The organism is Pseudomonas sp. WS 5146 (assembly GCF_012985495.1).
Lineage (GTDB): Bacteria > Pseudomonadota > Gammaproteobacteria > Pseudomonadales > Pseudomonadaceae > Aquipseudomonas > Aquipseudomonas edaphica.
Window position 1 is genome coordinate 261,148 of the sequence record NZ_JAAQWL010000008.1, and the last position, 22,200, is coordinate 283,347.

Here is a 22,200-nt window from a genome sequence, read left to right on the forward strand (position 1 = left end):
CTTTTTGTGGCGGCCAGGATGGTTGTGGCGAGCAGGCTTGCCCTGCGTTGGGCTGCGAAGCAGCCCCTTTTAAAGGCACCGCGATCCTACAAATAGAATGCGGCGACTTTACTGGGGCCGCTTCGCAGCCCAACGCAGGGCAAGCCTGCTCGCCACAACAAGCTCGCATGCCACAGTAAGCTCGCTTGCTACCGAGAGTTTCATGATCCCGTCCTCTGAGCTGTTCAAACCCGCCTTCGGCCTCGGCAACCCCCACTTGCAAACCCTGTGGGGCCCGCTGTGGCGCCCTACCACCCATATCGAACGCCAACGCGAACGCCTGTGGCTGGACGACGGCGACTTTCTCGACCTCGACTGGCATGGGCCCCATGACGCGCAAGCGCCATTGGTGCTGGTGCTGCACGGGCTGACCGGCTCGTCCAACTCGCCTTATGTGGCCGGGCTGCAAAAAGCCCTCGCAGCTCAAGGCTGGGCCAGCGCCGCCTTGAATTGGCGTGGGTGCTCGGGCGAGCCAAACCTGTTGGCACGCAGCTATCACTCCGGTGCCAGTGAAGACCTGGCGGCGGCGATTGCACATCTGCATGCCAAACGACCCTTGGCGCCGCTGTATGCGGTGGGTTATTCGTTGGGCGCAAATGTGCTGCTCAAGCACCTGGGCGAAACCGGCGAGACGTCCGGGCTGCAAGGCGCAGCGGCGGTGTCGGTGCCGTTTCGACTGGACCAGTGCGCTGACCGTATCGGGCTGGGCTTTTCGCGGGTGTACCAGAAGCACTTCATGCGCGAGATGTTGGCGTATATCCGCGTCAAGCAAAGCCGCTTTGTGAAAGATGGCCGGGCCGAAGGGCTGAAAACCCTGGAAGCCCTGGGCTCATTGGAGAAAATGCGCACGTTCTGGGACTTCGACGGCCGGGTGACCGCACCGTTGCACGGGTTCCTCAGTGCCGAGGACTATTATCGTCGCGCCTCGAGCCGTTACTACTTGGGCGAAATCCGCACGCCAACCCTGATTATCCAGGCCGCCGATGACCCGTTCGTGTTTGCTCACAGCCTGCCCGAGGCCAGTGAACTGTCGGATTGCACCGAGTTTGAGTTGTTGGCCAAGGGTGGGCATGTGGGGTTTGTGGATGGGACGTTGAAACGCCCCAGTTACTACCTGGAGCGCCGTATTCCGCAGTGGTTACTGACACAACACAGTTAAAAAATGTGGGAGCTGGTTTGTGTGGGAGCTGGCTTGCCTGCTCCCACACAAACCAGTTCCCACAGTTTTATTGGGTTTACATGGCTATTCAATCAGTCGCCGGTTGCAATCTGCCGCGTGGGGTCGGTAATCCACTCACTCCACGACCCCGCATACAACTTGCCCAACGGGTAACCGGCCAAACTCAAGGCAAACAAGTTGTGGCACGCCGTCACGCCCGAACCGCAGTACGCCACCAGTTCATCCGGTGACCGGCCCTGCAACTGTGCGGCGAAGCGCTGCTTGAGCTGGTCGGCCGGTAGAAAGCGGCCATCACTGCCCAGGTTTTCGGTGAACGCTGCACATTGCGCACCGGGAATGTGCCCGGCAATCGGATCAATCGGCTCTACCTCGCCGCGAAAACGCGCCGCTGCACGGGCGTCGATCAAGGTGAGGCCCGGCTCACCCAAGCGCTTTTGCAAATGCTCGGCGTCCAGCAGCAGGCGGTTGTCCGGCTTACCGGCGAACGCTCCCGGCTCCACCACCGGTGCATCGAGGCTCAACGGGAAACCGGCGGCGTGCCAGGCCTTGAGACCACCGTCCAGGATAAACACCCCGTCACGCTTGCCCAGCCAGGCCAGCAACCACCACGCGCGGGCGGCATAGGCGCCAGGGCCGTCGTCGTACAGGACGATGTCGGTGTTGGCATGGATGCCCCAGGCCCGCAGTTGCGCAACCAAAGTGTCCGCCGCCGGTAACGGGTGGCGGCCGGTCACGCCTTTGGTCACCGGCCCACTGAGATGACGCTCCAAGTCGGCATATTGCGCGCCTTCGATATGCCCTTCGGCATAGCTGCACAGCCCGTAGTCCGGGTCTTCGAGGGCAAAACGACAATCCAGGATCACCAGCCCCGCGGCCTTTTGGCGTTCGGCCAATTGCTGGGGGCTGATCAGTTGGGCAAGCGACATGACGGGCTCCTGTGAACAGATTCGGGAAAGGTCCTACTTCACTTCTTCCAGTGCCTGGTTCAACGGCACGTAAAACTCTTTGAACAAGGCATCCACCGCCTCTTTCGCCTGGGGCGTGACAAACCCCGCCTCCAGCACCAGCACCTGATACACACCGCGCTTGATCGCTTCGGCGCTCAAGTGCGCGGAGTTCTCATTGGTGGTGCACAGGAACCGCACCCACGAGGTGAGGATGATCCAGGCATTAAGGGTCAGTGCCTCGGTTTGCACCGGGTCCATACTGAGGATGCCAGCGTCGACAAACCCTTGGTAAATGGCCCCGCCCTGGATCAGGCAGCGCTGGGAAAACCGCCGGTAGCCGGTGGCCAGTTCCGGGTCGCTTTCCAGCAGGTGTTCGAGGTCTCGGTGCAGGAAGCGGTAGCGCCACATGCCGGCCAGCACGGCCTGCAGGTAAAAGCGCTTGTCTTCGACAGTCACCGCGCGGCCCTGTGGCGGGCGCAGGAAACTGTCCACCAGCGCTTCGTACTCACGAAACAGCACGGCGATGATCGCCTGCTTGTTGGGGAAGTGGTAGTACAGGTTGCCCGGGGAAATTTCCATATGGGCGGCGATATGGTTGGTACTGACGCTGCGCTCACCCTGCTGGTTAAAAAGCTCCAGGCTGGTTTGCACAATGCGCTCGCTGGTCTTTACTCGTGGTGCCATAGGGGATCAGCTTCTGAACACGGGATGGGGCATCTTACGGCCTATCCTTGTCAGGATAAATCCGCATGTTGCTGCAATGACATTTGACAATTTAGAGCAATGACTCTAAAAATCCAGGCAGACCTATAACAATCGGGAACTGCGCCATGTCTGCCAACGTTGCCTACCTGCAAGATTCCCAGGCGCTGGATCAACTCCAGGACCTGTTCGACGCCCAACGTCGCGCCTATGCGGCCAACCCGATGCCGCCAGCTGCACAGCGCCAGCAGTGGCTAAAGGCTTTACGCGACGTGCTCAGCGACGAACGCCAGGCGCTGATCACCGCGATCAGCCAGGACTTCAGCCACCGCAGCGCAGACGAAACCCTGTTCGCCGAGTTGATGCCCAGCCTGCATGGCATTCACTACGCCAGCAAACACCTCAAATGCTGGATGAAACCTTCCCGGCGTGCGGTAGGCATTGCCTTCCAACCAGCGTCAGCCAAAGTCATCTACCAGCCGCTGGGTGTGGTCGGGGTGATTGTCCCCTGGAACTACCCGTTGTACCTGGCCATTGGGCCGCTGGTCGGGGCTTTGGCGGCGGGAAACCGGGTGATGCTCAAACTCAGCGAATCCACGCCCGCCACGGGCGAACTGCTGAAGGCGCTGCTGGCCAAAATCTTCCCCGAAGACCTGGTGTGCGTGGTGCTGGGCGAGGCCGAAGTGGGCATGGCATTTTCCAAATTGCGCTTCGATCACCTGCTGTTCACCGGCGCCACCAGCATCGGCAAACACGTGATGCGCGCAGCGGCCGAGCACCTGACACCGGTTACCCTGGAGCTCGGTGGCAAGTCGCCAGCCATTGTTTCCGCGGACGTGCCACTCAAAGACGCCGCCGAGCGCATTGCCTTCGGTAAATGCCTGAATGCCGGGCAAACCTGCGTGGCACCGGATTACGTGTTGGTGCCGGAAGACCGCGTTGAAGGTTTCGTCGAGGCCTACAGCAACGCCGTTCGCGGGTTTTATCCGACCCTGGCCGACAACCCGGACTACACCGCCATCATCAATGAGCGGCAACAGGCCCGGCTCAATGCCTACGTCAAAGACGCCACCGACAAGGGCGCCACCCTGATACCGCTGTATGACCAGGGCCAGGCACGGCGTATGGCCCATAGCCTGTTGCTGAATGTCAGCGACGAGATGACGGTGATGCAGGACGAAATCTTCGGCCCGGTGCTGCCGATCGTGCCTTATCGCGGCCTCGACCAAGCGTTTGCCTACATCAACCAGCGCCCTCGCCCACTGGCCCTGTATTACTTCGGCTACAACAAAGGCGAACAGAACCGCGTGCTCCACGAAACCCATTCCGGCGGTGTTTGCCTCAACGACACGCTGCTGCATGTGGCCCAGGACGATATGCCCTTTGGCGGCATCGGCCCGTCGGGCATGGGCCATTACCACGGCCATGAAGGCTTCCTCACGTTCAGCAAGGCCAAAGGGGTGCTGGTCAAACAGCGCCTGAACGCGGCGAAACTGATCTACCCGCCTTACGGCAAAGCCATCCAGAAGTTGATCCAGAAGCTGTTTATCCGCTGATTCCGCCACCCTCGGGATAACAATAACAATGAACCCTAGCCTGACTGAAACACCCGCGCTGTCACGGCGCGGCGTTCTGAAAATCGGCCTGTGCGCCAGCGCATTCCTGGCCACCGCCGGCTTGGGGGCCAGCCTCAGCGGCTGCTCCAGCAGCACCCCGGCCAGTGGCTTTGCCATGCTGCGCAGCAGCGACTTGCCGTTTTTGCGCGCAATCATCCCGGTGTTACTCGAAGGCGCGGCCAGCGCCCAGGACGTGGTCGCCGGCATCGAAGACACCCTGAAAAAACTCGACTACAGCCTGCAAAACCTGTCGCCGGAGATGTTCAAGCTCACCCAGCAACTGTTCGACGTGCTGAGCATGGGCATCACCCGTGGCCCGTTGACCGGCATTTGGGGCAGTTGGGAAAACGCCAGCAGCGATCAGATCCGCAACTTCCTGCACCGCTGGGAGAACAGCTACCTGAACCTGCTGCGCATGGGCCAGGGCTCGCTGCTCAAGCTGGTGATCATGGCCTGGTACTTCCGGCCACAATCCTGGGCGCATTGCGGCTACCCCGGCCCACCGAAGATCTAGCCCTGGCAACCCAATCAAACATGTGGGAGCTGGCTCGCCTGCGATAGCGGTGTATCAGCCAGAAATGAAAGGCAGGCAGACCGCCATCGCAGGCAAGCCAGCTCCCACACTGAATGCAACTTCGTATAAAAATAAGAGTGCACTTCTATGCCCGTACCCGATCTGTTCCGCGATGGCCTGGCCCGTGGCTGGAAAACCCACAATGGCGCCGCCCTCAGCAATGACCTGACCCTGGAAGCCGATGTGGCCATTATCGGCAGTGGCGCGGGTGGCGGCACCACTGCCGAGATCCTCAGTGCTGCGGGCTACAAAGTACTGCTGATCGAAGAAGGCCCGCTCAAGACCAGCAGCGACTTCAAGCTGCTCGAAGACGAAGCCTACGCCAGCCTCTACCAGGAAGGCATCGGCCGCATGAGCAAGGACGGCGCGATTACTATCCTGCAGGGCCGTGCCGTCGGTGGCACCACGCTGATCAACTGGACCTCGAGCTTTCGCACACCCGATGCCACCCTCGCCCACTGGGCCAGTGAATATGCAGTCAAGGGCCACAGCAGCGCAGAAATGGCGCCGTGGTTCGAAAAAATGGAACAGCGCCTGGGCATCGCCCCTTGGGCCATTCCACCGAATGCCAACAATGATGTGATCCGCAAAGGCTGCGAAAAGCTCGGCTATAGCTGGCACGTGATCCCGCGCAACGTGCGCGGCTGCTTCAACCTGGGTTACTGCGGCATGGGGTGCCCGGTCAACGCCAAGCAATCGATGTTGGTGACCACCATTCCCTCCACCCTGGAAAAGGGCGGCGAACTGCTCTACCTGGCCCGCGCCGAACACCTGAAATACAGCGGCGACACCATCAGCAGCCTTGAATGCGTGGCCATGGATGAGCGTTGCGTGGCGCCTACCGGGCGCAAGATCACGGTCAAGGCCAAGCATTACGTGCTCGCGGGCGGTGGCATCAACAGCCCGGCCCTGCTGATGCGTTCAGATGCGCCCGACCCGCATTCGCGGCTGGGCAAGCGTACCTTCCTGCACCTGGTGAATTTCTCCGCGGGGCAGTTCGACGAGGTGATCAATCCGTTCTATGGCGCTCCGCAGTCGATCTATTCCGACCACTTCCAGTGGCAGGACGGCACCACCGGCAAAATGTCTTACAAATTGGAGGCGCCTCCGCTGCATCCAGGCCTGGCCAGCACGCTGTTCGGCGGCTACGGCACCGGGAACGCGCTGGACATGAGTCAGTTGCCCCACACCCACGCCATGCTCGCCCTGCTGCGCGACGGCTTTCACCCCGACAGCCCCGGCGGCACGGTGGAATTACGTGGCGACGGCACACCGGTGCTCGACTACCAGGTCTCGGACTACGCCTGGGACGGCCTGCGTCGTGCGTTTCATACCATGGCCGAGATTCAGTTCGCGGCGGGCGCCAAGTCGGTCAAGCCGCTGCATCATGATGCACGCTACGTAAATACCCTGGCCGAAGCACGCAGCCTGATCGACGGGCTGAGCCTGGAACTGCACCGCACCACGCTGGGCAGCGCCCATGTGATGGGCGGTTGCGCCATGGGCGAGGACCCGAAAAACGCGGTGGCCGACAGCCTCGGCCGTCATCATCAATTGCGTAACCTGTCGATCCACGACGGCTCGCTGTTCCCCACCAGCATTGGCGCCAACCCACAATTATCGGTGTACGGGTTGACCGCGCAACTGGCGACAGCATTGGCCGAACGTCTGAAAACAGCATGAAAAAACCGGGTATTCACGGTATCTATCTACATAAGTCGACTTGGCCCACCGGGCATGCTGCGATACCATCCGGTTCCCCAACGGACTCCGCCAGGACGACGCGATGAACCGAGTGTTGTACCCAGGTACCTTCGACCCGATTACCAAAGGCCATGGCGATCTGGTCGAACGTGCGTCTCGCTTGTTCGACCATGTGATCATCGCGGTCGCCGCCAGCCCCAAGAAAAACCCACTGTTCCCCTTGGAACAGCGCGTAGAGCTGGCGCGTGAGGTCACCAAGCACCTGCCCAACGTGGAAGTGGTGGGCTTTTCGACGTTGCTGGCGCACTTTGCCAAAGAGCAGAACGCCAATGTGTTCCTGCGTGGCCTGCGCGCTGTGTCGGACTTCGAATACGAATTCCAGCTGGCCAACATGAACCGCCAACTGGCGCCGGACGTGGAAAGCCTGTTTCTTACGCCGTCGGAACGTTACTCGTTCATTTCCTCGACGTTGGTGCGTGAAATTGCCGCTTTGGGCGGAGATATCACCAAGTTCGTGCATCCGGCCGTAGCCGATGCGCTGACCCTGCGCTTCAAGAAGTAAGGCTCTTTGTGGCGAGGGAGCTTGCTCCCGCTGGACTGCGCAGCAGTCCCAATCGTTTCCAGCACAGCGGGGCCGCTGCGCGGCCCTACGGGAGCAAGCTCCCTCGCCACAGAGACAGCGACCGATATTCGGGCTTGCCACACGCTCGCACTGCGGGCGCCAATGCGGCACAATTGCACGCATTAGTTTTCAGATGCCCTGGCTGACAGCCCTGGCAGGAGTTTCCATGTCCCTGATCATCACCGACGATTGCATCAACTGCGACGTCTGCGAACCCGAGTGCCCGAACGCTGCGATTTCCCAGGGCGAAGAGATCTACGTGATCGACCCCAACCTGTGCACCCAGTGCGTCGGTCACTACGACGAGCCTCAGTGCCAGCAAGTGTGCCCGGTGGATTGTATTCCACTGGATGAGGCCCATCCGGAAACGGAAGAGCAGTTGATGGAGAAGTACCGGTTGATTACCGGCAAGGCCTGAAGTTATTTATTGCCTGTAAAGGCCTCATCGCAGGCAAGCCAGCTCCCACATTTAGAGTTGTGAATACATCCAAATGTGGGAGCTGGCTTGCCTGCGATGGCGACATTAGCCATCACCCGGCACTCAGCTCTGGCACTTGGGGCAAAACACACTCGCCCGCTGCCCCAGCACCACATTGCGCAACTCGCTCCCGCAGACCTTGCACGCCTCACCGCCCCGGCCGTAGACGTACAGCTCCTGCTGGAAATACCCCGGTTGCCCATCACCGCCGATAAAGTCCCGCAACGTGGTGCCACCACGCTCGATAGCTGCCGCCAGCACGCGCTTGATCTCGATCGCCAGCTTCAAATAACGCCCGCGCGAGATACCACCCGCAGCCCGGCGCGGATCTATCCCTGCCGCAAACAAAGCTTCGGTCGCGTAGATATTGCCCACGCCCACCACCACCGCGTTGTCCATGATGAACGGCTTCACCGCTATCGACTTGCCACGCGACAGCTGGAACAGACGCTCGCCATCAAACAGGTCGGTCAACGGCTCCGGCCCCAGGCGCAGCAACAGTTCGTGGTTGTGCGGGTCCTGGCTCCAGAGCATCGCGCCAAAACGCCGCGGGTCGGTATAGCGCAGCGCCAGGCCCGACTCCAGCTCAATGTCCACATGCTCATGCTTGAGCGCTGGCAAGCCGACTTCCACCAGGCGCAAATTGCCCGACATACCCAAATGGCTGATCAACGTGCCCACTTCGGCATTGATCAACAGGTACTTGGCCCGCCGCTCCACCAGCACGATGCGCTGCCCGGACAGGCGCACATCCAGGTCTTCCGGGATCGGCCAGCGCAGGCGCCGTTCACGCACTACCACACGGCTGACGCGTTGGCCTTCCAAATGCGGCGCAATCCCGCGCCGGGTGGTTTCGACTTCGGGTAACTCGGGCATGTGTACCTCTTGATTAAAGGGTCAGTGCGCGCCCAGTTCGCGGATCGATAGCTTCAGGCTTTCAAAGTCGTAGTCCGACAGGCCCACGTAGTCCAGCACCAGATGCCCGATGGCATCCCACTCATGGTCCGCCGATTGGTTGCCCAGCACGCGGTGGGACGAGCAGATGTGCTCGGCCATCTTGAGGATCGCCAACAGGTTTTTAAGTTGCGGGTTGCGCGACGACTCATCGCTGAAAATCGCCAGGGCGTTGTGGTGGTTGGCGATGGCGTCGGTCACATGCTCCGGCAGGCGCCAGGATTTGGCGGTGTAGTAACCCACCACGGCATGGTTGGTGTTGAACGCGTTGTTCTCGGTGTCGACCACCCGGCAATCCGGGCCGGCATTGGCGTAAGCCTGCTCCAGCACCGCCATGTAATTGGGGAAGCGCTTGAGCATCAGCGGCACGCCGCAGTCGTGGAACAGGCCCAAGGCATAGGCCTCGTCGACCGTTTGCGAGCCGGTGCGCTTGGCCAGGGTCAGGCAGGTCATGGCCACGTCCTGGGCGGTGTCCCAGAAGCGGTTGAGGGTGACGATGGTGTCGTCGCTCATCTCGCCCTTGATCGACTGCGCGTTGATCAGGTTGATGATCGAGCGGCTGCCCAGCAGGTTCACCGCGCGCTGGATCGAGGCGATCTTGTTGCTCAGGCCGTAATACGGCGAGTTGACGATCTTCAGCAGCGCACCAGACAGGCCTGGATCCTGGGAGATCAGCCGCGCGATCACTTCCAGGTCCGGGTCGGGCATGTACTGCTCCATCTGCAAATCCACCATGATTTGCGGTTGAGGCGGCACGCTGATGCCTTGCAGGGCCTGCTGGATCTGCTCGGCGGAAAGCTCTGGGGACATAAATACACACTCTGGACTAGGCGCGAATTCTAACCTCTATGGGAAGCTGACCGACACCTCAAAAACCGGATTGAATGTGGGCTCTGGGCTTGTGTGGGAGCTGGCTTGCCTGCGATTGCATCACCACCGTACGTCAGATACACCGAGTCGCCTGCATCGCAGGCAAGCCAGCTCCCACATGAATAACGGCGCAACAGGTATACTCCCGCTCTTTTTTCCGGAGCGACGTCATGTCCCTGCCTAGCCTGCGTCTCAAAGCCAACGCCGATCGTCGTTTGCGCAACGGCCACCTGTGGGTCTACAGCAACGAAATCGATGTGGCCGCCACACCTCTTCACGGCTTCCAGGCAGGCGACCAGGCTATCCTGGAAGCGGCTGGCGGCAAGACCCTGGGCATCGTGGCCATGAGCCCGAACAACCTGATCTGCGCCCGCCTGCTGTCACGCGACATCAAGTTGCCGCTGGACAAATCGCTGCTGGTGCACCGCATCAACGTCGCCCTGTCCCTGCGTGACCGCCTGTTCGACAAGCCGTTCTACCGCCTGGTCTACGGTGATTCCGACCTGTTGCCGGGCCTGGTCGTCGACCGTTTCGGCGACATCCTTGTAGTACAGATCGCCTCGGCGACCATGGAAGCGCACAAAGAAGACGTGATCGCTGCCCTGACCCAAGTGCTCAAGCCAAGCGGCATCCTGTTCAAGAACGACTCCGCCGCGCGTGACGCCGAAGGCCTCAACCGCTACGTCGAAACCGTTTTCGGCCTGGTGCCGGAGTGGGTCGCGCTGGAAGAAAACGGCGTGAAATTCGAAGCCCCGGTGATCCAGGGCCAGAAAACCGGCTGGTTCTACGACCACCGCATGAACCGCGCCCGCCTGGCCCCGTACGCCAAAGGCAAACGCGTACTCGACCTGTACAGCTACATCGGCGGCTGGGGCGTGCAAGCTGCAGCGTTCGGCGCCAGTGAAGTGTTCTGCGTCGACGCCTCCGCCTTCGCCCTCGACGGCGTAGAGCGCAACGCCGCACTGAACGGTGTTGCCGAGAAGATGACCTGCATTGAAGGCGACGTGTTCGAAGCCCTCAAAGAGCTGAAAGCCAGCGAAGAACGTTTCGACGTGATCGTCGCCGACCCACCGGCCTTCATCAAACGCAAAAAAGACATGAAAAACGGCGAAGGCGCCTACCGCCGCCTGAACGAGCAAGCCATGCGCCTGCTCAGCAAGGACGGCATTCTGGTCAGCGCATCGTGCTCCATGCACCTGCCGGAAGACGACCTGCAGAACATCCTGCTGACCAGCGCCCGTCACCTGGACCGCAACATCCAGATGCTCGAACGCGGCGGCCAGGGCCCGGATCACCCGGTGCACCCGGCGATTGCCGAAACGCGCTACATCAAGAGCATTACCTGCCGGTTGCTGCCTAATAGCTAAGTAACACGCAGATCAAATGTGGGAGCTGGCTTGCCTGCGATAGCGGTGGACCTGTTGACGAGTTTGTTGACTGACACTCAGCCATCGCGGGCAAGCCCGCCCCCACATTTTTCCGACACAAACCGTCCTTCAACGGTTTTGATTGAATTCCACATTTCGCAGACTAGTATCGGTTTCTGGAATTACTCCGGAAAACAAAAACAATGTCTGGGCCCTACCTCTCCCGCTTCATCCTCATCACCTGCATTTCCCTGATCAGCTTTTTCCCTATCAACATTCTGCTGCCCTCGTTTCCCGCGCTGGCTGCCAGGTTCGACACACCTACCGCAGAAATCGCACTGTCGATCAGTCTGTTCACGCTGGTGTTTTCAATTTCCCAATTGATTGCAGGCCCGCTGTCGGATAAATGGGGCCGCAAGGAAGTGCTGATCGGCTGCATTACGCTGTCGACCCTCGGCGCGATGGGTTGCGCGTTCGCGTCCGACTACCTGACCTTCCTGCTGTTTCGCTGCGTGCAGGCCATGGGCTGCGGGTTTTTCGTACTGGGCCATGCACTGGTCGAGGACCTGTTCGAAGAACAGGACCGCGCCCGCGTACGCCTGTATTACATGACCCTTAGCGGTTCGTTTGTGGCGCTCTCGCCGCTGATCGGCTCCTGGCTGCAAACCACCTTCGACTGGCAAGGCAGCTTCTACGGCTTTGCGCTGATGGCACTGGGCATGTTGATCCATACGCTCTGCATCCTGCCGTCCAAGGCCGCCAGCCCGCACCGCGCGCCGGTATCAATCATCGGTACGCTCAGAGCCGTCGCTGGCAACCGCGACTTCCTGCGTTACTGGTGGATCGCCGCGCTGGTGTTCGCCTGCTATTTCGCCTTGATCAGCGTGACACCGCTGATTTTCATGGATGCGTTGAAACTGTCCGAATACCAATACGCACTGGTGTTGATGGTGTACGGCGTGGCCTACCTGCTCGGTGGCGTCGCGGCATCGTACTTGCAGAAGCGCATCTCGCTGTCCCGGCAAATCAATATCGGGCTGGGATTGCTGCTGGTGGCCGGCATTTTGTTAACGCTGATTATCAGCGTTGAGGCCATCACCTCCCTGACTCTGCTGATCCCGATGCTGATCAGTGCCCTGGCCGTCACTCTTGTGCGGCCTGCCGCGATTTCGGCGGCGATGCTGCTGTTTTCCAGCAGCGCGGGCACGGCAGCGTCGGCGGGCAACAGCATCATGTTCCTGACCGCGGCCATCAGCAGCGCCGCCCTCGCGCAGACCGGCAACCATTTGCTGATGACCATCGCCGTAAGCTTCATCGTTTTCAGCCTGTGGGGTTGGGTGGCGAATGCACGTGTGGGTCGCTAGCAAGCGCCCTCGCCACAGACGGGCATTCCCTCCCGCCACCAGCGGTGTAGAATCGACGCTATTCATCGCCAGTCATCCCCCGGCGGGTTTATGAGCTCGAGGCCCAGGCACGCGGCGATCCCGCGACGCGAGTGGCAACGTTTGGACACACGGCCATTTTCTGAGTGCTCCATACGTCAATAGAAGCTCACTTCCCTTTAGTACTTGATTAGCCGCCCGGAGTGCTCCATGCCAGATTACCGCTCGAAAACATCCACCCACGGCCGCAACATGGCCGGCGCGCGCGCACTGTGGCGTGCCACGGGGATGAAAGATGACGACTTCAAGAAGCCGATCATCGCGATTGCCAACTCCTTTACCCAGTTCGTACCGGGCCACGTCCACCTCAAGGACCTGGGCCAGCTGGTCGCCCGCGAGATCGAACGCGCCGGTGGCGTCGCCAAGGAATTCAACACCATCGCCGTGGATGACGGCATCGCCATGGGCCATGACGGCATGCTGTATTCGCTCCCGAGCCGCGAGATCATTGCCGACTCCGTGGAATACATGGTCAACGCCCACTGCGCCGACGCCATCGTCTGCATCTCGAACTGCGACAAGATCACCCCCGGCATGCTGATGGCCGCCCTGCGCCTGAACATCCCGGTGATCTTCGTCTCCGGCGGCCCGATGGAAGCCGGCAAGACCAAGCTCGCCTCCCACGGCCTCGACCTGGTCGACGCCATGGTCATCGCCGCCGATTCCAGCGCTTCTGACGAGAAGGTCGCGGAATACGAACGCAGCGCCTGCCCGACCTGCGGTTCGTGCTCCGGCATGTTCACCGCCAACTCGATGAACTGCCTGGTCGAAGCCCTGGGCCTGGCCTTGCCGGGCAACGGTTCCACCCTGGCCACCCACAGCGACCGCGAACAGCTGTTCCTGCAGGCTGGCCGCACCATCGTCGAGCTGTGCAAGCGTTACTACACCGAGAACGATGAGTCGGTGTTGCCGCGCAATATCGCCAACTTCAAGGCGTTCGAAAACGCCATGACCCTGGACATCGCCATGGGCGGTTCCACCAACACCATCCTGCACTTGCTGGCCGCAGCGCAAGAAGCCGAGATCGACTTCGACCTGCGCGACATCGACCGCCTGTCCCGTCATGTGCCGCAACTGTGCAAAGTCGCGCCGAATATCCAGAAGTACCACATGGAAGACGTGCACCGCGCCGGCGGGATCTTCTCGATTCTTGGCTCGCTGGCCCGTGGCGGCCTGTTGCACACCGACCTGCCGACTGTGCACAGCAAATCCCTGGCCGAAGGCATCGCCAAGTGGGACATCACTCAGACTGACGACGAAGCGGTGCATCACTTCTTCAAGGCTGGCCCGGCGGGTATCCCGACCCAGACCGCGTTCAGCCAGTCGACCCGTTGGGAAACCCTGGATGACGACCGTGAAAACGGCTGCATCCGCAGTGTCGAGCACGCCTACTCGCAAGAAGGCGGCCTGGCCGTGCTGTACGGCAACATCGCGCTGGACGGCTGCGTGGTGAAAACCGCCGGTGTGGATGAATCCATCCACGTGTTCGAAGGCCGCGCCAAGATCTACGAAAGCCAGGACAGCTCGGTACGCGGCATCCTCGCCGACGAAGTGAAAGAAGGCGACATCGTGATCATCCGCTACGAAGGCCCGAAAGGCGGCCCGGGTATGCAGGAGATGCTCTACCCTACGTCTTACCTGAAATCCAAAGGCCTGGGCAAAGCTTGCGCCTTGCTGACCGACGGCCGCTTTTCTGGCGGCACCTCGGGCCTCTCGATCGGCCACGCTTCGCCAGAAGCCGCTGCCGGTGGCGCGATTGGTCTGGTGCAGGACGGCGACAAGGTGCTGATCGACATTCCGAACCGCTCGATCAACCTGTTGATCAGCGACGAAGAACTGGCGGCACGCCGGGTTGAGCAGGACAAGAAAGGCTGGAAACCGGTGGAGAAGCGTCCGCGCAAAGTCACCACCGCGTTGAAGGCTTACGCCCTGCTGGCCACCAGTGCCGACAAAGGTGCTGTGCGTAACAAGGCGATGCTCGACGGCCTGTAAGCCCCGCGCATAAAAAAGCCCCGACACGTGCGGGGCATTTTTTTGCCTGAATAAAACTCCCCAGACAACAGAGATCAACTGTGGGAGCTGGCTTGCCTGCGATGGCGGCGTGTCAGCTTGCCTCTCTGAGCCTGACCGATCGCTATCGCAGGCAAGCCAGCTCCCACACTGACCGCGTTACTGGATTTCGTCCGGCTTGACGATCACCCAGTTCTTGTCCGCCGTCACCGGCAAGCCTTCCTTGGCCTGAGCAGCCGCGTGCTTGGCCATCATGCCGTTGAGCTGGGTCATGTATTTGTCCTTGCGGTTGATCCACAAGTGAATGCCACCCTTGGCCACGTCCACATCGTGGAATAGCATGTAACCGTCGCTGGTCGGTGTGTCACCGCCGACGATCACCGGTTTTTTCCACTCGTCGATGTAGGTCAGGATCGCTGCGTGCTTGCCGGCCATCCAGGTTGCCGGGGTCCATAAGTACGGCGTCAGTTCCAGGCCGAGGTTGGCCTTCTCGTCATATTTGCCCGCAGTGATCTGCTTACGCGCAGTGGTCAGTTCGCCGGTCTTGCGATCCTTGAGCAAGGTGCTCACGCCGATGACGTTCTCGGGTTTGACGTTGTAGCCGTACTTCGGATCGGCGGCGACCATACGCACCAACTCCTCGGAGGCGGCGGTCATCACATACACCTCGATGCCGTTTTCCATCAGCTTGTTGTACAGCTCAGCCTGGCCGGTGAAGACTTTCGGCGGCTGCACCTCAGACTTCTTCACCACATCGCCTTCAAAGTAGGTGACCGGCACCGGCTTGCCGGAAGCCATCAGCTCGTCCACCTGGACCTTGAGTTCCTTGAGGGTGAAGCCCGAGAAAATCTGCGCAACCCATGGGTAGCAGACCATGTCGTCGACTTCGCAAAGGCGGTAGTAGTAGCTGAACAGGCTTTCCTTGTGGTCGGCGGTGTCCTTGAACGGCATCAGCTTCAGCGATGGGTCCATGCTCTCGCGGGTGATCAGGCCCTTGTTTTCCATGTAGGGCAGCAAGGACTCTTCGAGGTCGTAGCGGTAACTGGTGTTGTCCATGTCGAACACCGCGAAGTTACCCTTGTTGGCGTTGGCGGCGATCATCTTGTTCAGTTGCTCGGCGGCCGGCGCCGGCCAGTGTTTCAACTCTGTGGCGGCAAATGCCTGGCTGACGAGGCCGAGGCAGAAGGCGGCGGCAAGTAGTTTTGGCGCGAGCTTCATAAGCGTTTTCTCCCTGAGTGAAAGACACCGACGCTAACAAATCTGTATGACAGTTATCGCCCGAGCACGACCGCTTGCGTCGTGATAACGCCAAGGGCATGTGCCTGAGCGCCAAATGCTTATTCCAAAAACGACAGTCGCCATTCCATATTGGTATTAAATCAATATATTTCAAACTGTTAGGCTTCCCGGTTCGCAATCGCAGGCTCACGCGATTGGCTGCCTTCTCAACGGAGCTTCAATGAATCTGCCCCTGATTCTCAACTTACTGGTGTTCGTGGCCCTGTTGCTGGGCCTGGCACAAACCCGTCGCACGAACTGGAGCCTCGCCAAGAAGGTGCTGTTTGCCCTCGTATTGGGCGTGGTGTTCGGCACGGTGTTGCACACCATTTATGGCGACGGCAACCCGGTGCTGAAGGCCTCGATCAGTTGGTTTGATCTGGTCGGCAATGGCTACGTGCAACTGCTGCAAATGATCGTGATCCCGCTGGTGTTCGCCTCGATCCTCAGTGCTGTGGCGCGCCTGCATAACGCCTCGTCCCTGGGCAAGATCAGCTTTTTGACCATCGGCACGCTGCTGTTCACCACCGCGATTGCGGCGCTGATCGGTATCGGCCTGACCAATCTGTTCGGCTTGACCGCCGAAGGTCTGGTGGCGGGCACCCAGGAGATGGCACGCCTGCAAGTGATCCAGAGTGATTACGCAGGCAAGGTTGCCGACCTGAATATCCCGCAGCTGCTGCTGTCGTTCGTACCGGCCAACCCGTTTGCCGACCTGGCCCGCGCCAAGCCGACGTCGATCATCAGCGTGGTGATTTTCGCTGCATTCCTGGGGGTTGCCGCGCTGCAACTGCTCAAGGATGACGTGGAAAAAGGCCAGAAAGTGCTCAACGCCATCGACACCCTGCAAGCCTGGGTCATGCGCCTGGTGCGCCTGGTGATGAAGCTGACGCCCTACGGCGTGCTGGCGCTGATGACCAAGGTAGTCGCCGGCTCCAACCTGCAAGACATCATCAAGCTCGGCAGTTTTGTAGTGGTGTCTTATCTGGCTCTGGGGCTGATGTTTGTGGTTCACGGCCTATTGCTGTCGCTGGCCGGGATCAACCCGCTGCGGTTCTTCCGCAAGGTGTGGCCGGTACTGACGTTTGCCTTCACCAGTCGTTCCAGTGCGGCAGCCATTCCGCTGAGCATTGAAGCGCAGACCCGCCGTCTGGGGATCCCGCAGTCCATCGCCGGGTTTGCCGCCTCGTTTGGCGCGACGATCGGCCAGAACGGTTGCGCCGGTCTCTACCCAGCCATGCTGGCGGTGATGGTTGCACCGACCGTGGGCATCAACCCGCTGGACCCGCTGTGGATCGCGACGCTGGTGGCGATTGTGACCTTGAGTTCGGCCGGTGTGGCAGGCGTGGGCGGTGGTGCGACCTTTGCCGCGCTGATCGTGCTGCCGGCGATGGGCTTGCCGGTGTCACTGGTGGCGCTGCTGATTTCCGTGGAGCCGCTGATCGACATGGGCCGCACGGCGTTGAACGTGAATGGTTCGATGACAGCCGGGGCGATTACCAGCCAGATCATGGGGCAGACGGATAAAGCGCTGCTGGATGCCGATGAGCATGCTGAATTAGCGCAGGTCTGATAGACCGCTATCGCAGGCAAGCCAGCTCCCACACTTGAATCGGTTTCCTCAGGAGAAATCGGTCAACTGTGGGAGCTGGCTTGCCTGCGATGCTTTTAGGCTTTTTCCCAGACTTCGAAGTTGTAGGCAGGCTTATCGCCTTCAGCCAGGTTCTCGACGTTTGAAACCAACTTCCACTGGTTCAAATCAAACGCCGGAAACCATGCATCGCCTTCCGGGCTCAACGCCACCCGCGTCAAATACAGGCGATCCGCCTGCGCCAGCCCCTGCGCATACAGCTGCGCACCGCCGATCAGCATCAGCTCATCCACGCCCTGTTCCAGCGCCCAGGCTTCAGCCCGCTCAACCGCCGCGTCCAGTGACGGAAAAACTTCCGCACCTTCCAGCGCCAAGCCGGTCTGACGGCTGACCACAATGTTCAAGCGCCCCGGCAACGGTCGGCCCAGGGAATCCCAGGTCTTGCGCCCCATGATGATCGGCTTGCCGAGCGTGGTGGCCTTGAAATATTTAAAATCCCCCGGCAAATGCCAGGGCATGCTGTTGTCGACGCCGATCACCCGGTTTTCACCAAGGGCTGCGATCAGGCTTAAAGGGAGAGTTTTTTTCATGCCGACGAGAATACCAGAGCCACGAGTCTGCGGTTATGCTCCAAGCTCACTTGCTCAACAGGACGGCGCGTGACTGCTCTGAACCCGCTGCATACACTTTGGCTGACCGAAACCGTGCGCCTGCGCGAAGAACACGCAGGCCCTTTGGAAGACTTGGAAGCCAACCGGCTGGCCCGCGCGGCCGGTGGCGACCTGGCGACGCGCATCCAGCAGCGTGCTCTGCACCTGGCCGAGCGCGATGGGCTGACCGCCGCCCTCACCCGCTGGCTACAAGGCGCTCGTTTGGCGTTGGTGCTGCTGGCGGCGGTCGCGGTTATCAGTGGCGCCGGGCTGGCCTTTGCCGCCTTGGGCAACGGCCTGACGCCGGTGAACGTGTTCTGGGCCTTGGGCAGCCTGCTCGGCTTGAACCTGATCCTGTTAATCAGCTGGGCCTTGGGCTTGCTGTTTGCCGGTGAACACAGCGCCAGCCTCGGGCGGCTGTGGTTGTGGCTCAGCGAAAAACTTGCCCGGGATGCCAAAGCCGCGCAATTGGCGCCAGCCTTGTTGCTGTTGTTGCAGCGCCAGAAACTCAACCGTTGGGCCGTGGGTGTGCTGGTCAACAGCCTGTGGTTGTTGGCATTGCTCAGCGCCTTGGTGATTCTGCTGACACTGCTGGCCACGCGGCGCTACGGTTTTGTGTGGGAAACCACCATCCTCGGCGCCGATACCTTTGTTGCCGTCACCCAAGCCCTCGGCAGCTTGCCCGCCTTGCTGGGTTTTAATGTGCCGACGGTGGAGATGATCCGCGCCAGCGGTGACTCGGCCCTGAATATCGAAAGCGCCCGCCAGGCCTGGGCCGCGTGGCTGGTAGGCGTACTGCTGGTGTACGGCCTGCTGCCCAGATTGCTCCTCGCCCTGCTGTGCCTGTGGCGCTGGAAACGCGGGCGTGCTGCGTTGCGCCTGGACCTCAACCTGCCCGGCTACAGCCAATTACGCGAACGCCTGATGCCAAGCAGTGAACGGCTGGGCGTCAACGACGCCGCGCCCGAACAACTGCACCTCGTCACTGGCGGCATCAGCGAACTGGAAAGCGACGGCGCTCTGCTGGTGGCCATCGAACTCGACGATCAACACCCGTGGCCGCCCAAGCTGCCGAGCAACATCAAAAACGCCGGTATCCTCGACAGCCGCGAATCACGCAACAAACTGCTGGAACAACTCACGCGCTTCCCGCCCGCACGCCTGGCCATCGCCTGTGACCCGCGCCGCTCGCCGGATCGTGGCAGCCTGGCGTTGATCGCCGAGCTGGCCCGCAGCGCCACCGCCACCCGCGTATGGCTGTTGCAGGCGCCACCCGGCCAGGCGCTGGACGCCGAGCGCTTGGGCGACTGGCACGCCGCGCTGCAACAGCTGGAGCTGCCGTTCGCCGACTGTGCGCCGCTGAACTGGCTGGAGACCGGTCATGACTAAACCGCTGAAGCTCGCCGTGGTCGGCCACACTAATGTCGGAAAGACCTCGCTGCTACGCACGTTGACCCGTGATGTGGGCTTTGGCGAAGTCTCCCATCGCCCCAGCACCACCCGTCATGTGGAAGGCGCGCGTTTGTCGGTCGACGGCGAAGCCTTGCTGGAGCTGTACGACACGCCCGGCCTGGAGGATGCCATCGCGTTGCTTGATTACCTGGAACGCCTGGACCGACCCGGCGAACGCCTCGATGGCCCGGCTCGCCTGGCGCGGTTCCTGGAAGGCAGCGAAGCCCGCCAGCGTTTTGAACAGGAGGCCAAAGTGCTGCGGCAACTGCTGGCCTCGGACGCCGGTTTGTACGTGATCGACGCCCGCGAACCGGTGCTGGCCAAGTACCGCGACGAGCTGCAAGTGCTGGCCAGTTGCGGCAAGCCATTGCTGCCGGTGCTCAACTTCGTCAGCAGCAACGACCACCGCGAGCCGGACTGGCGCGAAGCCCTGGCCCGCCTCGGCCTGCATGCGCTGGTGCGTTTCGACAGCGTGGCGCCGCCGGAAGACGGCGAACGCCGCTTGTATGAAAGCCTGGCACTGCTGCTGGAAAACTCACGGCCGCAATTGGAACGCCTGATCCTCGATCAGCAAGCCCAACGCCTGGCCCGCCAGCAAAGCGCTGCGCGCTTGATCGCCGAGCTGCTGATCGACTGCGCCGCATGTCGGCGCAGTGTGGTCACCGAAGATGAGCAGCAAGCCATCGCTGATTTGCGCAAAGCCGTGCGCCAGCGCGAACAGAAATGCGTAGAGGCGTTGCTCAAGCTATTCGGTTTTCGCCCACAGGACGCCGCGGCCAGCGACCTGCCCTTGCTGGATGGCCGCTGGGGCGATGACCTGTTCAACCCCGAAACCCTCAAACAACTCGGCGTTCGGGTCGGCGGCGGGATCGCCGCAGGCGCGGCAGCCGGTGCGGGTGTGGACCTGCTGGTCGGCGGTCTCACCCTCGGCGCCGCCGCCCTCGCCGGTGCCATTGCCGGTGGCGCACTGCAAACTGCACGCAGCTACGGCAGCCGCCTGCTGGGCAAGCTCAAGGGCCAGCGCGAGCTGACCGTCGACGACAGCGTGCTGCGCCTGCTCGCCCTGCGCCAACGCCAGTTGCTCAGGGCCCTGAACCTGCGTGGCCATGCGGCGATGCACAGCATCAAGGTCGACTCGCCGCAGGACAAAACCTGGCGCGAAGGCAAGCTGCCGGATGCGCTGTATAAGGCGCGCGCCCATCCGCAATGGTCGTCGCTCAACCCTCACGCCAAGCTGAGCCAAGCCGAGCGCCAAGAGCAGGTCGAAGTCTTGGCGACCAAACTCAATGAGGCTGAGGTTAAGCCGTCTTGATGGGTTGTGTATGCCAGTCGAATGCGAGGAACGCGTTGCACAAGACCTTAATCGCAAGTTTGTCGCGGTGGTCAGCAACATCATCCCGATCCAAGTCACTGTGGGTAAATGACTCCAGAACCCCATCACTATCGCCGTCATAACCAGCCGCGCTGTACACCAGCGCGCGTTTACCCTGCAGTGAGCAGCACTGGTAAAAATTCAGCTTGATCGCATTGGGCACGCCATCTTTCGCCCAGTGACTGACGTGCATCGTCAAGTAACGCCGCCAGGTATCGCCGGGGTTAAACCAGCCTTGCTTCAAAAAGGTATCGACAAAGGCCTTGAGCAACACTTTGTCTTCCGCTGATTTATAGCCATCAGCGTTGATATCGCCGGGTAGCAGGATATCGGCAGCACCGTCAGCCGTAATATCCACGGCCACGGCTTCATGCACCAGCTCGTCAGGGTCGTTGTCGGCCCGCTGAAAAAACTGCAACACCGCCATGTCGGGTTTGCCATTACCGCTTCTGTCCTGAGCGGTGGCTTTCAAGTAACGCATCACAGACTCTCGTTTCATACTGGACATCCCTCGTCGTCAGTAAACCAATTGAACTTCAAAACCGTATCGGCGAGCACTTGCACCAAGCCCTTGTCGACGTCATTGGTGACGCCGTCACGGTTAATATCGAAGTGAATATTCCACTCCAACGCCCCGTCACTATCAAAGTCATAGGCGGCGTTCCATATCACCGGGGTGTTATCGCAAGGGTGAATAGCGCATGGAGGTTTCCTGAAAAGCTAATTCATGCCTCGTGCGCTCACCAGCGCACACAGTCGATGCCCGCTGTAAGAAGGCTCGACATGTGTCGCCCCTTAACGCCAGTTGAACTTCAGATACAGATTGGCCATTGATTGCAGTGCCTTTAGATCCATGGTGTCGAACAGCTCAAGAGGCAGCGCTTCGTCATCCAGTTGCATTACGCCCATGCCGAGGCTATCGCACGCGGTGACGCTGAACTTCAGCCGCTGTTTTTCAATCATGGGTTTTTCGTTCTGATAGAGATCCAAGCGAACTTCGGCGGGGTCGCCTGCGACGGTGAAACGGCTCACATAAAAGTTGATCGAGCGGTTGGGCATGGGTGGACGGCAGAGCCAATTCACTTTCAATACAGCATTGGCAAAATCCTTGAGTAACGCCCTGTCCCTCTCCCCCGAGACACCATTGCCGTCGATGTCACCGGTGATCTGGTAATCGACCAGGCCATCCGCAGATAAGTCGACAGCTGTGGCCTGGCGCACCAGCTCATCCGGCAGCTTTGGCGTGCGTTGAAAAAACAGAAGGTCCACGGTATCCGCCAAAGCATTAGCACTTTGATCCTTCACGGCAACTCTCAAATAACGCATCTAAATCGCTCCCTTAATCAGAGGGC

The 22,200-nt window shown here is 60.7% G+C and carries 20 protein-coding genes; 12 read left to right on the forward strand and 8 right to left on the reverse strand.

From position 1 onward, the window contains the following. Nucleotides 1-202 precede the first annotated feature (202 nt). Entirely contained in the window at nucleotides 203-1,198 is a 996-nt protein-coding gene (locus HBO41_RS21120) for a hydrolase (RefSeq protein WP_169987582.1), read from the forward strand. A 92-nt stretch (nucleotides 1,199-1,290) separates the two neighbouring features. Here HBO41_RS21120 and HBO41_RS21125 read toward each other — a convergent pair whose 3' ends face one another. Further along, nucleotides 1,291-2,145, reverse strand: a complete 855-nt coding sequence (locus HBO41_RS21125) for a sulfurtransferase (RefSeq protein ID WP_099550328.1) — start codon at nucleotides 2,143-2,145, stop codon at nucleotides 1,291-1,293. A gap of 33 nt (nucleotides 2,146-2,178) precedes the next feature. Further along, nucleotides 2,179-2,850 (reverse strand): TetR/AcrR family transcriptional regulator, encoded by a 672-nt coding sequence (locus HBO41_RS21130; RefSeq protein ID WP_017139471.1) that lies wholly within the window; start codon nucleotides 2,848-2,850, stop codon nucleotides 2,179-2,181. A 146-nt stretch (nucleotides 2,851-2,996) separates the two neighbouring features. Between HBO41_RS21130 and HBO41_RS21135 the strand changes: the two genes are divergently transcribed. From HBO41_RS21135 to HBO41_RS21155, 5 genes are all read left to right on the forward strand, one after another. Beyond that, nucleotides 2,997-4,424 carry a coniferyl aldehyde dehydrogenase gene (locus HBO41_RS21135; RefSeq protein ID WP_169987584.1) on the forward strand — a complete coding sequence of 476 codons (1,428 nt, stop codon included), beginning with the start codon at nucleotides 2,997-2,999 and terminating at the stop codon, nucleotides 4,422-4,424. A gap of 28 nt (nucleotides 4,425-4,452) precedes the next feature. Continuing rightward, the gene (locus HBO41_RS21140) at nucleotides 4,453-4,998 is read left to right on the forward strand and encodes a hypothetical protein (protein ID WP_017139473.1); all 546 of its coding nucleotides are present in this window, start codon (nucleotides 4,453-4,455) and stop codon (nucleotides 4,996-4,998) included. Nucleotides 4,999-5,145: 147 nt separating this feature from the next. Further along, on the forward strand, nucleotides 5,146-6,741 hold the full coding sequence (locus HBO41_RS21145; RefSeq protein WP_017139474.1) for a GMC family oxidoreductase: 1,596 nt from the start codon (nucleotides 5,146-5,148) through the stop codon (nucleotides 6,739-6,741). Nucleotides 6,742-6,844: 103 nt separating this feature from the next. Continuing rightward, nucleotides 6,845-7,324: a pantetheine-phosphate adenylyltransferase gene (coaD, locus tag HBO41_RS21150; protein WP_003176711.1), complete on the forward strand. Its 480-nt coding sequence runs from the start codon at nucleotides 6,845-6,847 to the stop codon at nucleotides 7,322-7,324. Nucleotides 7,325-7,550: 226 nt separating this feature from the next. Continuing rightward, nucleotides 7,551-7,802 (forward strand): YfhL family 4Fe-4S dicluster ferredoxin, encoded by a 252-nt coding sequence (locus HBO41_RS21155; RefSeq protein WP_003213796.1) that lies wholly within the window; start codon nucleotides 7,551-7,553, stop codon nucleotides 7,800-7,802. Between the two features lie 123 nt (nucleotides 7,803-7,925). Here HBO41_RS21155 and mutM read toward each other — a convergent pair whose 3' ends face one another. Then, a complete protein-coding gene (gene mutM, locus HBO41_RS21160; protein WP_099550323.1) occupies nucleotides 7,926-8,738 on the reverse strand; it encodes a bifunctional DNA-formamidopyrimidine glycosylase/DNA-(apurinic or apyrimidinic site) lyase in 813 nt (270 codons plus the stop codon). A 21-nt stretch (nucleotides 8,739-8,759) separates the two neighbouring features. Beyond that, on the reverse strand, nucleotides 8,760-9,572 hold the full coding sequence (locus HBO41_RS21165) for an HDOD domain-containing protein (RefSeq protein WP_169987622.1): 813 nt from the start codon (nucleotides 9,570-9,572) through the stop codon (nucleotides 8,760-8,762). Nucleotides 9,573-9,856: 284 nt separating this feature from the next. Here HBO41_RS21165 and HBO41_RS21170 point away from each other — a divergent pair, with 284 nt between their 5' ends. The 3 genes from HBO41_RS21170 to ilvD all read left to right on the forward strand — a co-directional run bounded on the left by HBO41_RS21170 (nucleotide 9,857) and on the right by ilvD (nucleotide 14,487). Further along, nucleotides 9,857-11,053 (forward strand): class I SAM-dependent rRNA methyltransferase, encoded by a 1,197-nt coding sequence (locus HBO41_RS21170; protein ID WP_003213799.1) that lies wholly within the window; start codon nucleotides 9,857-9,859, stop codon nucleotides 11,051-11,053. A gap of 203 nt (nucleotides 11,054-11,256) precedes the next feature. Further along, nucleotides 11,257-12,417 (forward strand): MFS transporter, encoded by a 1,161-nt coding sequence (locus tag HBO41_RS21175; protein WP_169987586.1) that lies wholly within the window; start codon nucleotides 11,257-11,259, stop codon nucleotides 12,415-12,417. A 228-nt stretch (nucleotides 12,418-12,645) separates the two neighbouring features. Beyond that, the gene (gene ilvD / locus HBO41_RS21180; RefSeq protein ID WP_017139479.1) at nucleotides 12,646-14,487 is read left to right on the forward strand and encodes a dihydroxy-acid dehydratase; all 1,842 of its coding nucleotides are present in this window, start codon (nucleotides 12,646-12,648) and stop codon (nucleotides 14,485-14,487) included. A 177-nt stretch (nucleotides 14,488-14,664) separates the two neighbouring features. On the opposite strand, the gene HBO41_RS21185 is transcribed toward ilvD, so the two are convergent. After that, nucleotides 14,665-15,723, reverse strand: a complete 1,059-nt coding sequence (locus HBO41_RS21185) for a hypothetical protein (RefSeq protein ID WP_017139480.1) — start codon at nucleotides 15,721-15,723, stop codon at nucleotides 14,665-14,667. Between the two features lie 241 nt (nucleotides 15,724-15,964). Between HBO41_RS21185 and HBO41_RS21190 the strand changes: the two genes are divergently transcribed. Further along, nucleotides 15,965-17,356 (forward strand): L-cystine transporter, encoded by a 1,392-nt coding sequence (locus HBO41_RS21190; RefSeq protein ID WP_017139481.1) that lies wholly within the window; start codon nucleotides 15,965-15,967, stop codon nucleotides 17,354-17,356. Between the two features lie 95 nt (nucleotides 17,357-17,451). Here the strand turns inward: HBO41_RS21190 and HBO41_RS21195 are convergent, their stop codons facing one another. Next, complete coding sequence (locus HBO41_RS21195; RefSeq protein WP_017139482.1) at nucleotides 17,452-17,964, reverse strand: dihydrofolate reductase; 513 nt, start codon at nucleotides 17,962-17,964, stop codon at nucleotides 17,452-17,454. A 69-nt stretch (nucleotides 17,965-18,033) separates the two neighbouring features. On the opposite strand from HBO41_RS21195, the gene HBO41_RS21200 reads away from it, so the two are divergent. Beyond that, nucleotides 18,034-19,413 carry a DUF2868 domain-containing protein gene (locus tag HBO41_RS21200; protein WP_169987588.1) on the forward strand — a complete coding sequence of 460 codons (1,380 nt, stop codon included), beginning with the start codon at nucleotides 18,034-18,036 and terminating at the stop codon, nucleotides 19,411-19,413. Then, nucleotides 19,406-20,788 (forward strand): DUF3482 domain-containing protein, encoded by a 1,383-nt coding sequence (locus HBO41_RS21205; protein ID WP_099550320.1) that lies wholly within the window; start codon nucleotides 19,406-19,408, stop codon nucleotides 20,786-20,788. Before HBO41_RS21200 ends, HBO41_RS21205 begins: the two co-directional genes overlap by 8 nt. On the opposite strand, the gene HBO41_RS21210 is transcribed toward HBO41_RS21205, so the two are convergent. Together HBO41_RS21210 and HBO41_RS21215 are read right to left on the reverse strand one after the other, a co-directional pair. Then, entirely contained in the window at nucleotides 20,775-21,329 is a 555-nt protein-coding gene (locus tag HBO41_RS21210; RefSeq protein WP_169987590.1) for a hypothetical protein, read from the reverse strand. The two genes, HBO41_RS21205 and HBO41_RS21210, sit on opposite strands and share 14 nt — an antisense overlap. Before the next feature lie 314 nt (nucleotides 21,330-21,643). Further along, nucleotides 21,644-22,174 carry a hypothetical protein gene (locus tag HBO41_RS21215; protein WP_017139487.1) on the reverse strand — a complete coding sequence of 177 codons (531 nt, stop codon included), beginning with the start codon at nucleotides 22,172-22,174 and terminating at the stop codon, nucleotides 21,644-21,646. Nucleotides 22,175-22,200 lie beyond the last annotated feature (26 nt).

What these genes read in the sequence shown, in the direction of transcription:
- HBO41_RS21120 (WP_169987582.1), top strand. Translation starts at nt 203, where the DNA reads ATGATCCCGTCCTCTGAGCTGTTCAAACCCGCCTTCGGCCTCGGCAAC.
- HBO41_RS21125 (WP_099550328.1), bottom strand. Translation starts at nt 2,145, where the DNA reads ATGTCGCTTGCCCAACTGATCAGCCCCCAGCAATTGGCCGAACGCCAA.
- HBO41_RS21130 (WP_017139471.1), bottom strand. Translation starts at nt 2,850, where the DNA reads ATGGCACCACGAGTAAAGACCAGCGAGCGCATTGTGCAAACCAGCCTG.
- HBO41_RS21135 (WP_169987584.1), top strand. Translation starts at nt 2,997, where the DNA reads ATGTCTGCCAACGTTGCCTACCTGCAAGATTCCCAGGCGCTGGATCAA.
- HBO41_RS21140 (WP_017139473.1), top strand. Translation starts at nt 4,453, where the DNA reads ATGAACCCTAGCCTGACTGAAACACCCGCGCTGTCACGGCGCGGCGTT.
- HBO41_RS21145 (WP_017139474.1), top strand. Translation starts at nt 5,146, where the DNA reads ATGCCCGTACCCGATCTGTTCCGCGATGGCCTGGCCCGTGGCTGGAAA.
- coaD (WP_003176711.1), top strand. Translation starts at nt 6,845, where the DNA reads ATGAACCGAGTGTTGTACCCAGGTACCTTCGACCCGATTACCAAAGGC.
- HBO41_RS21155 (WP_003213796.1), top strand. Translation starts at nt 7,551, where the DNA reads ATGTCCCTGATCATCACCGACGATTGCATCAACTGCGACGTCTGCGAA.
- mutM (WP_099550323.1), bottom strand. Translation starts at nt 8,738, where the DNA reads ATGCCCGAGTTACCCGAAGTCGAAACCACCCGGCGCGGGATTGCGCCG.
- HBO41_RS21170 (WP_003213799.1), top strand. Translation starts at nt 9,857, where the DNA reads ATGTCCCTGCCTAGCCTGCGTCTCAAAGCCAACGCCGATCGTCGTTTG.
- HBO41_RS21175 (WP_169987586.1), top strand. Translation starts at nt 11,257, where the DNA reads ATGTCTGGGCCCTACCTCTCCCGCTTCATCCTCATCACCTGCATTTCC.
- ilvD (WP_017139479.1), top strand. Translation starts at nt 12,646, where the DNA reads ATGCCAGATTACCGCTCGAAAACATCCACCCACGGCCGCAACATGGCC.
- HBO41_RS21185 (WP_017139480.1), bottom strand. Translation starts at nt 15,723, where the DNA reads ATGAAGCTCGCGCCAAAACTACTTGCCGCCGCCTTCTGCCTCGGCCTC.
- HBO41_RS21190 (WP_017139481.1), top strand. Translation starts at nt 15,965, where the DNA reads ATGAATCTGCCCCTGATTCTCAACTTACTGGTGTTCGTGGCCCTGTTG.
- HBO41_RS21195 (WP_017139482.1), bottom strand. Translation starts at nt 17,964, where the DNA reads ATGAAAAAAACTCTCCCTTTAAGCCTGATCGCAGCCCTTGGTGAAAAC.
- HBO41_RS21205 (WP_099550320.1), top strand. Translation starts at nt 19,406, where the DNA reads ATGACTAAACCGCTGAAGCTCGCCGTGGTCGGCCACACTAATGTCGGA.
- HBO41_RS21210 (WP_169987590.1), bottom strand. Translation starts at nt 21,329, where the DNA reads ATGCGTTACTTGAAAGCCACCGCTCAGGACAGAAGCGGTAATGGCAAA.
- HBO41_RS21215 (WP_017139487.1), bottom strand. Translation starts at nt 22,174, where the DNA reads ATGCGTTATTTGAGAGTTGCCGTGAAGGATCAAAGTGCTAATGCTTTG.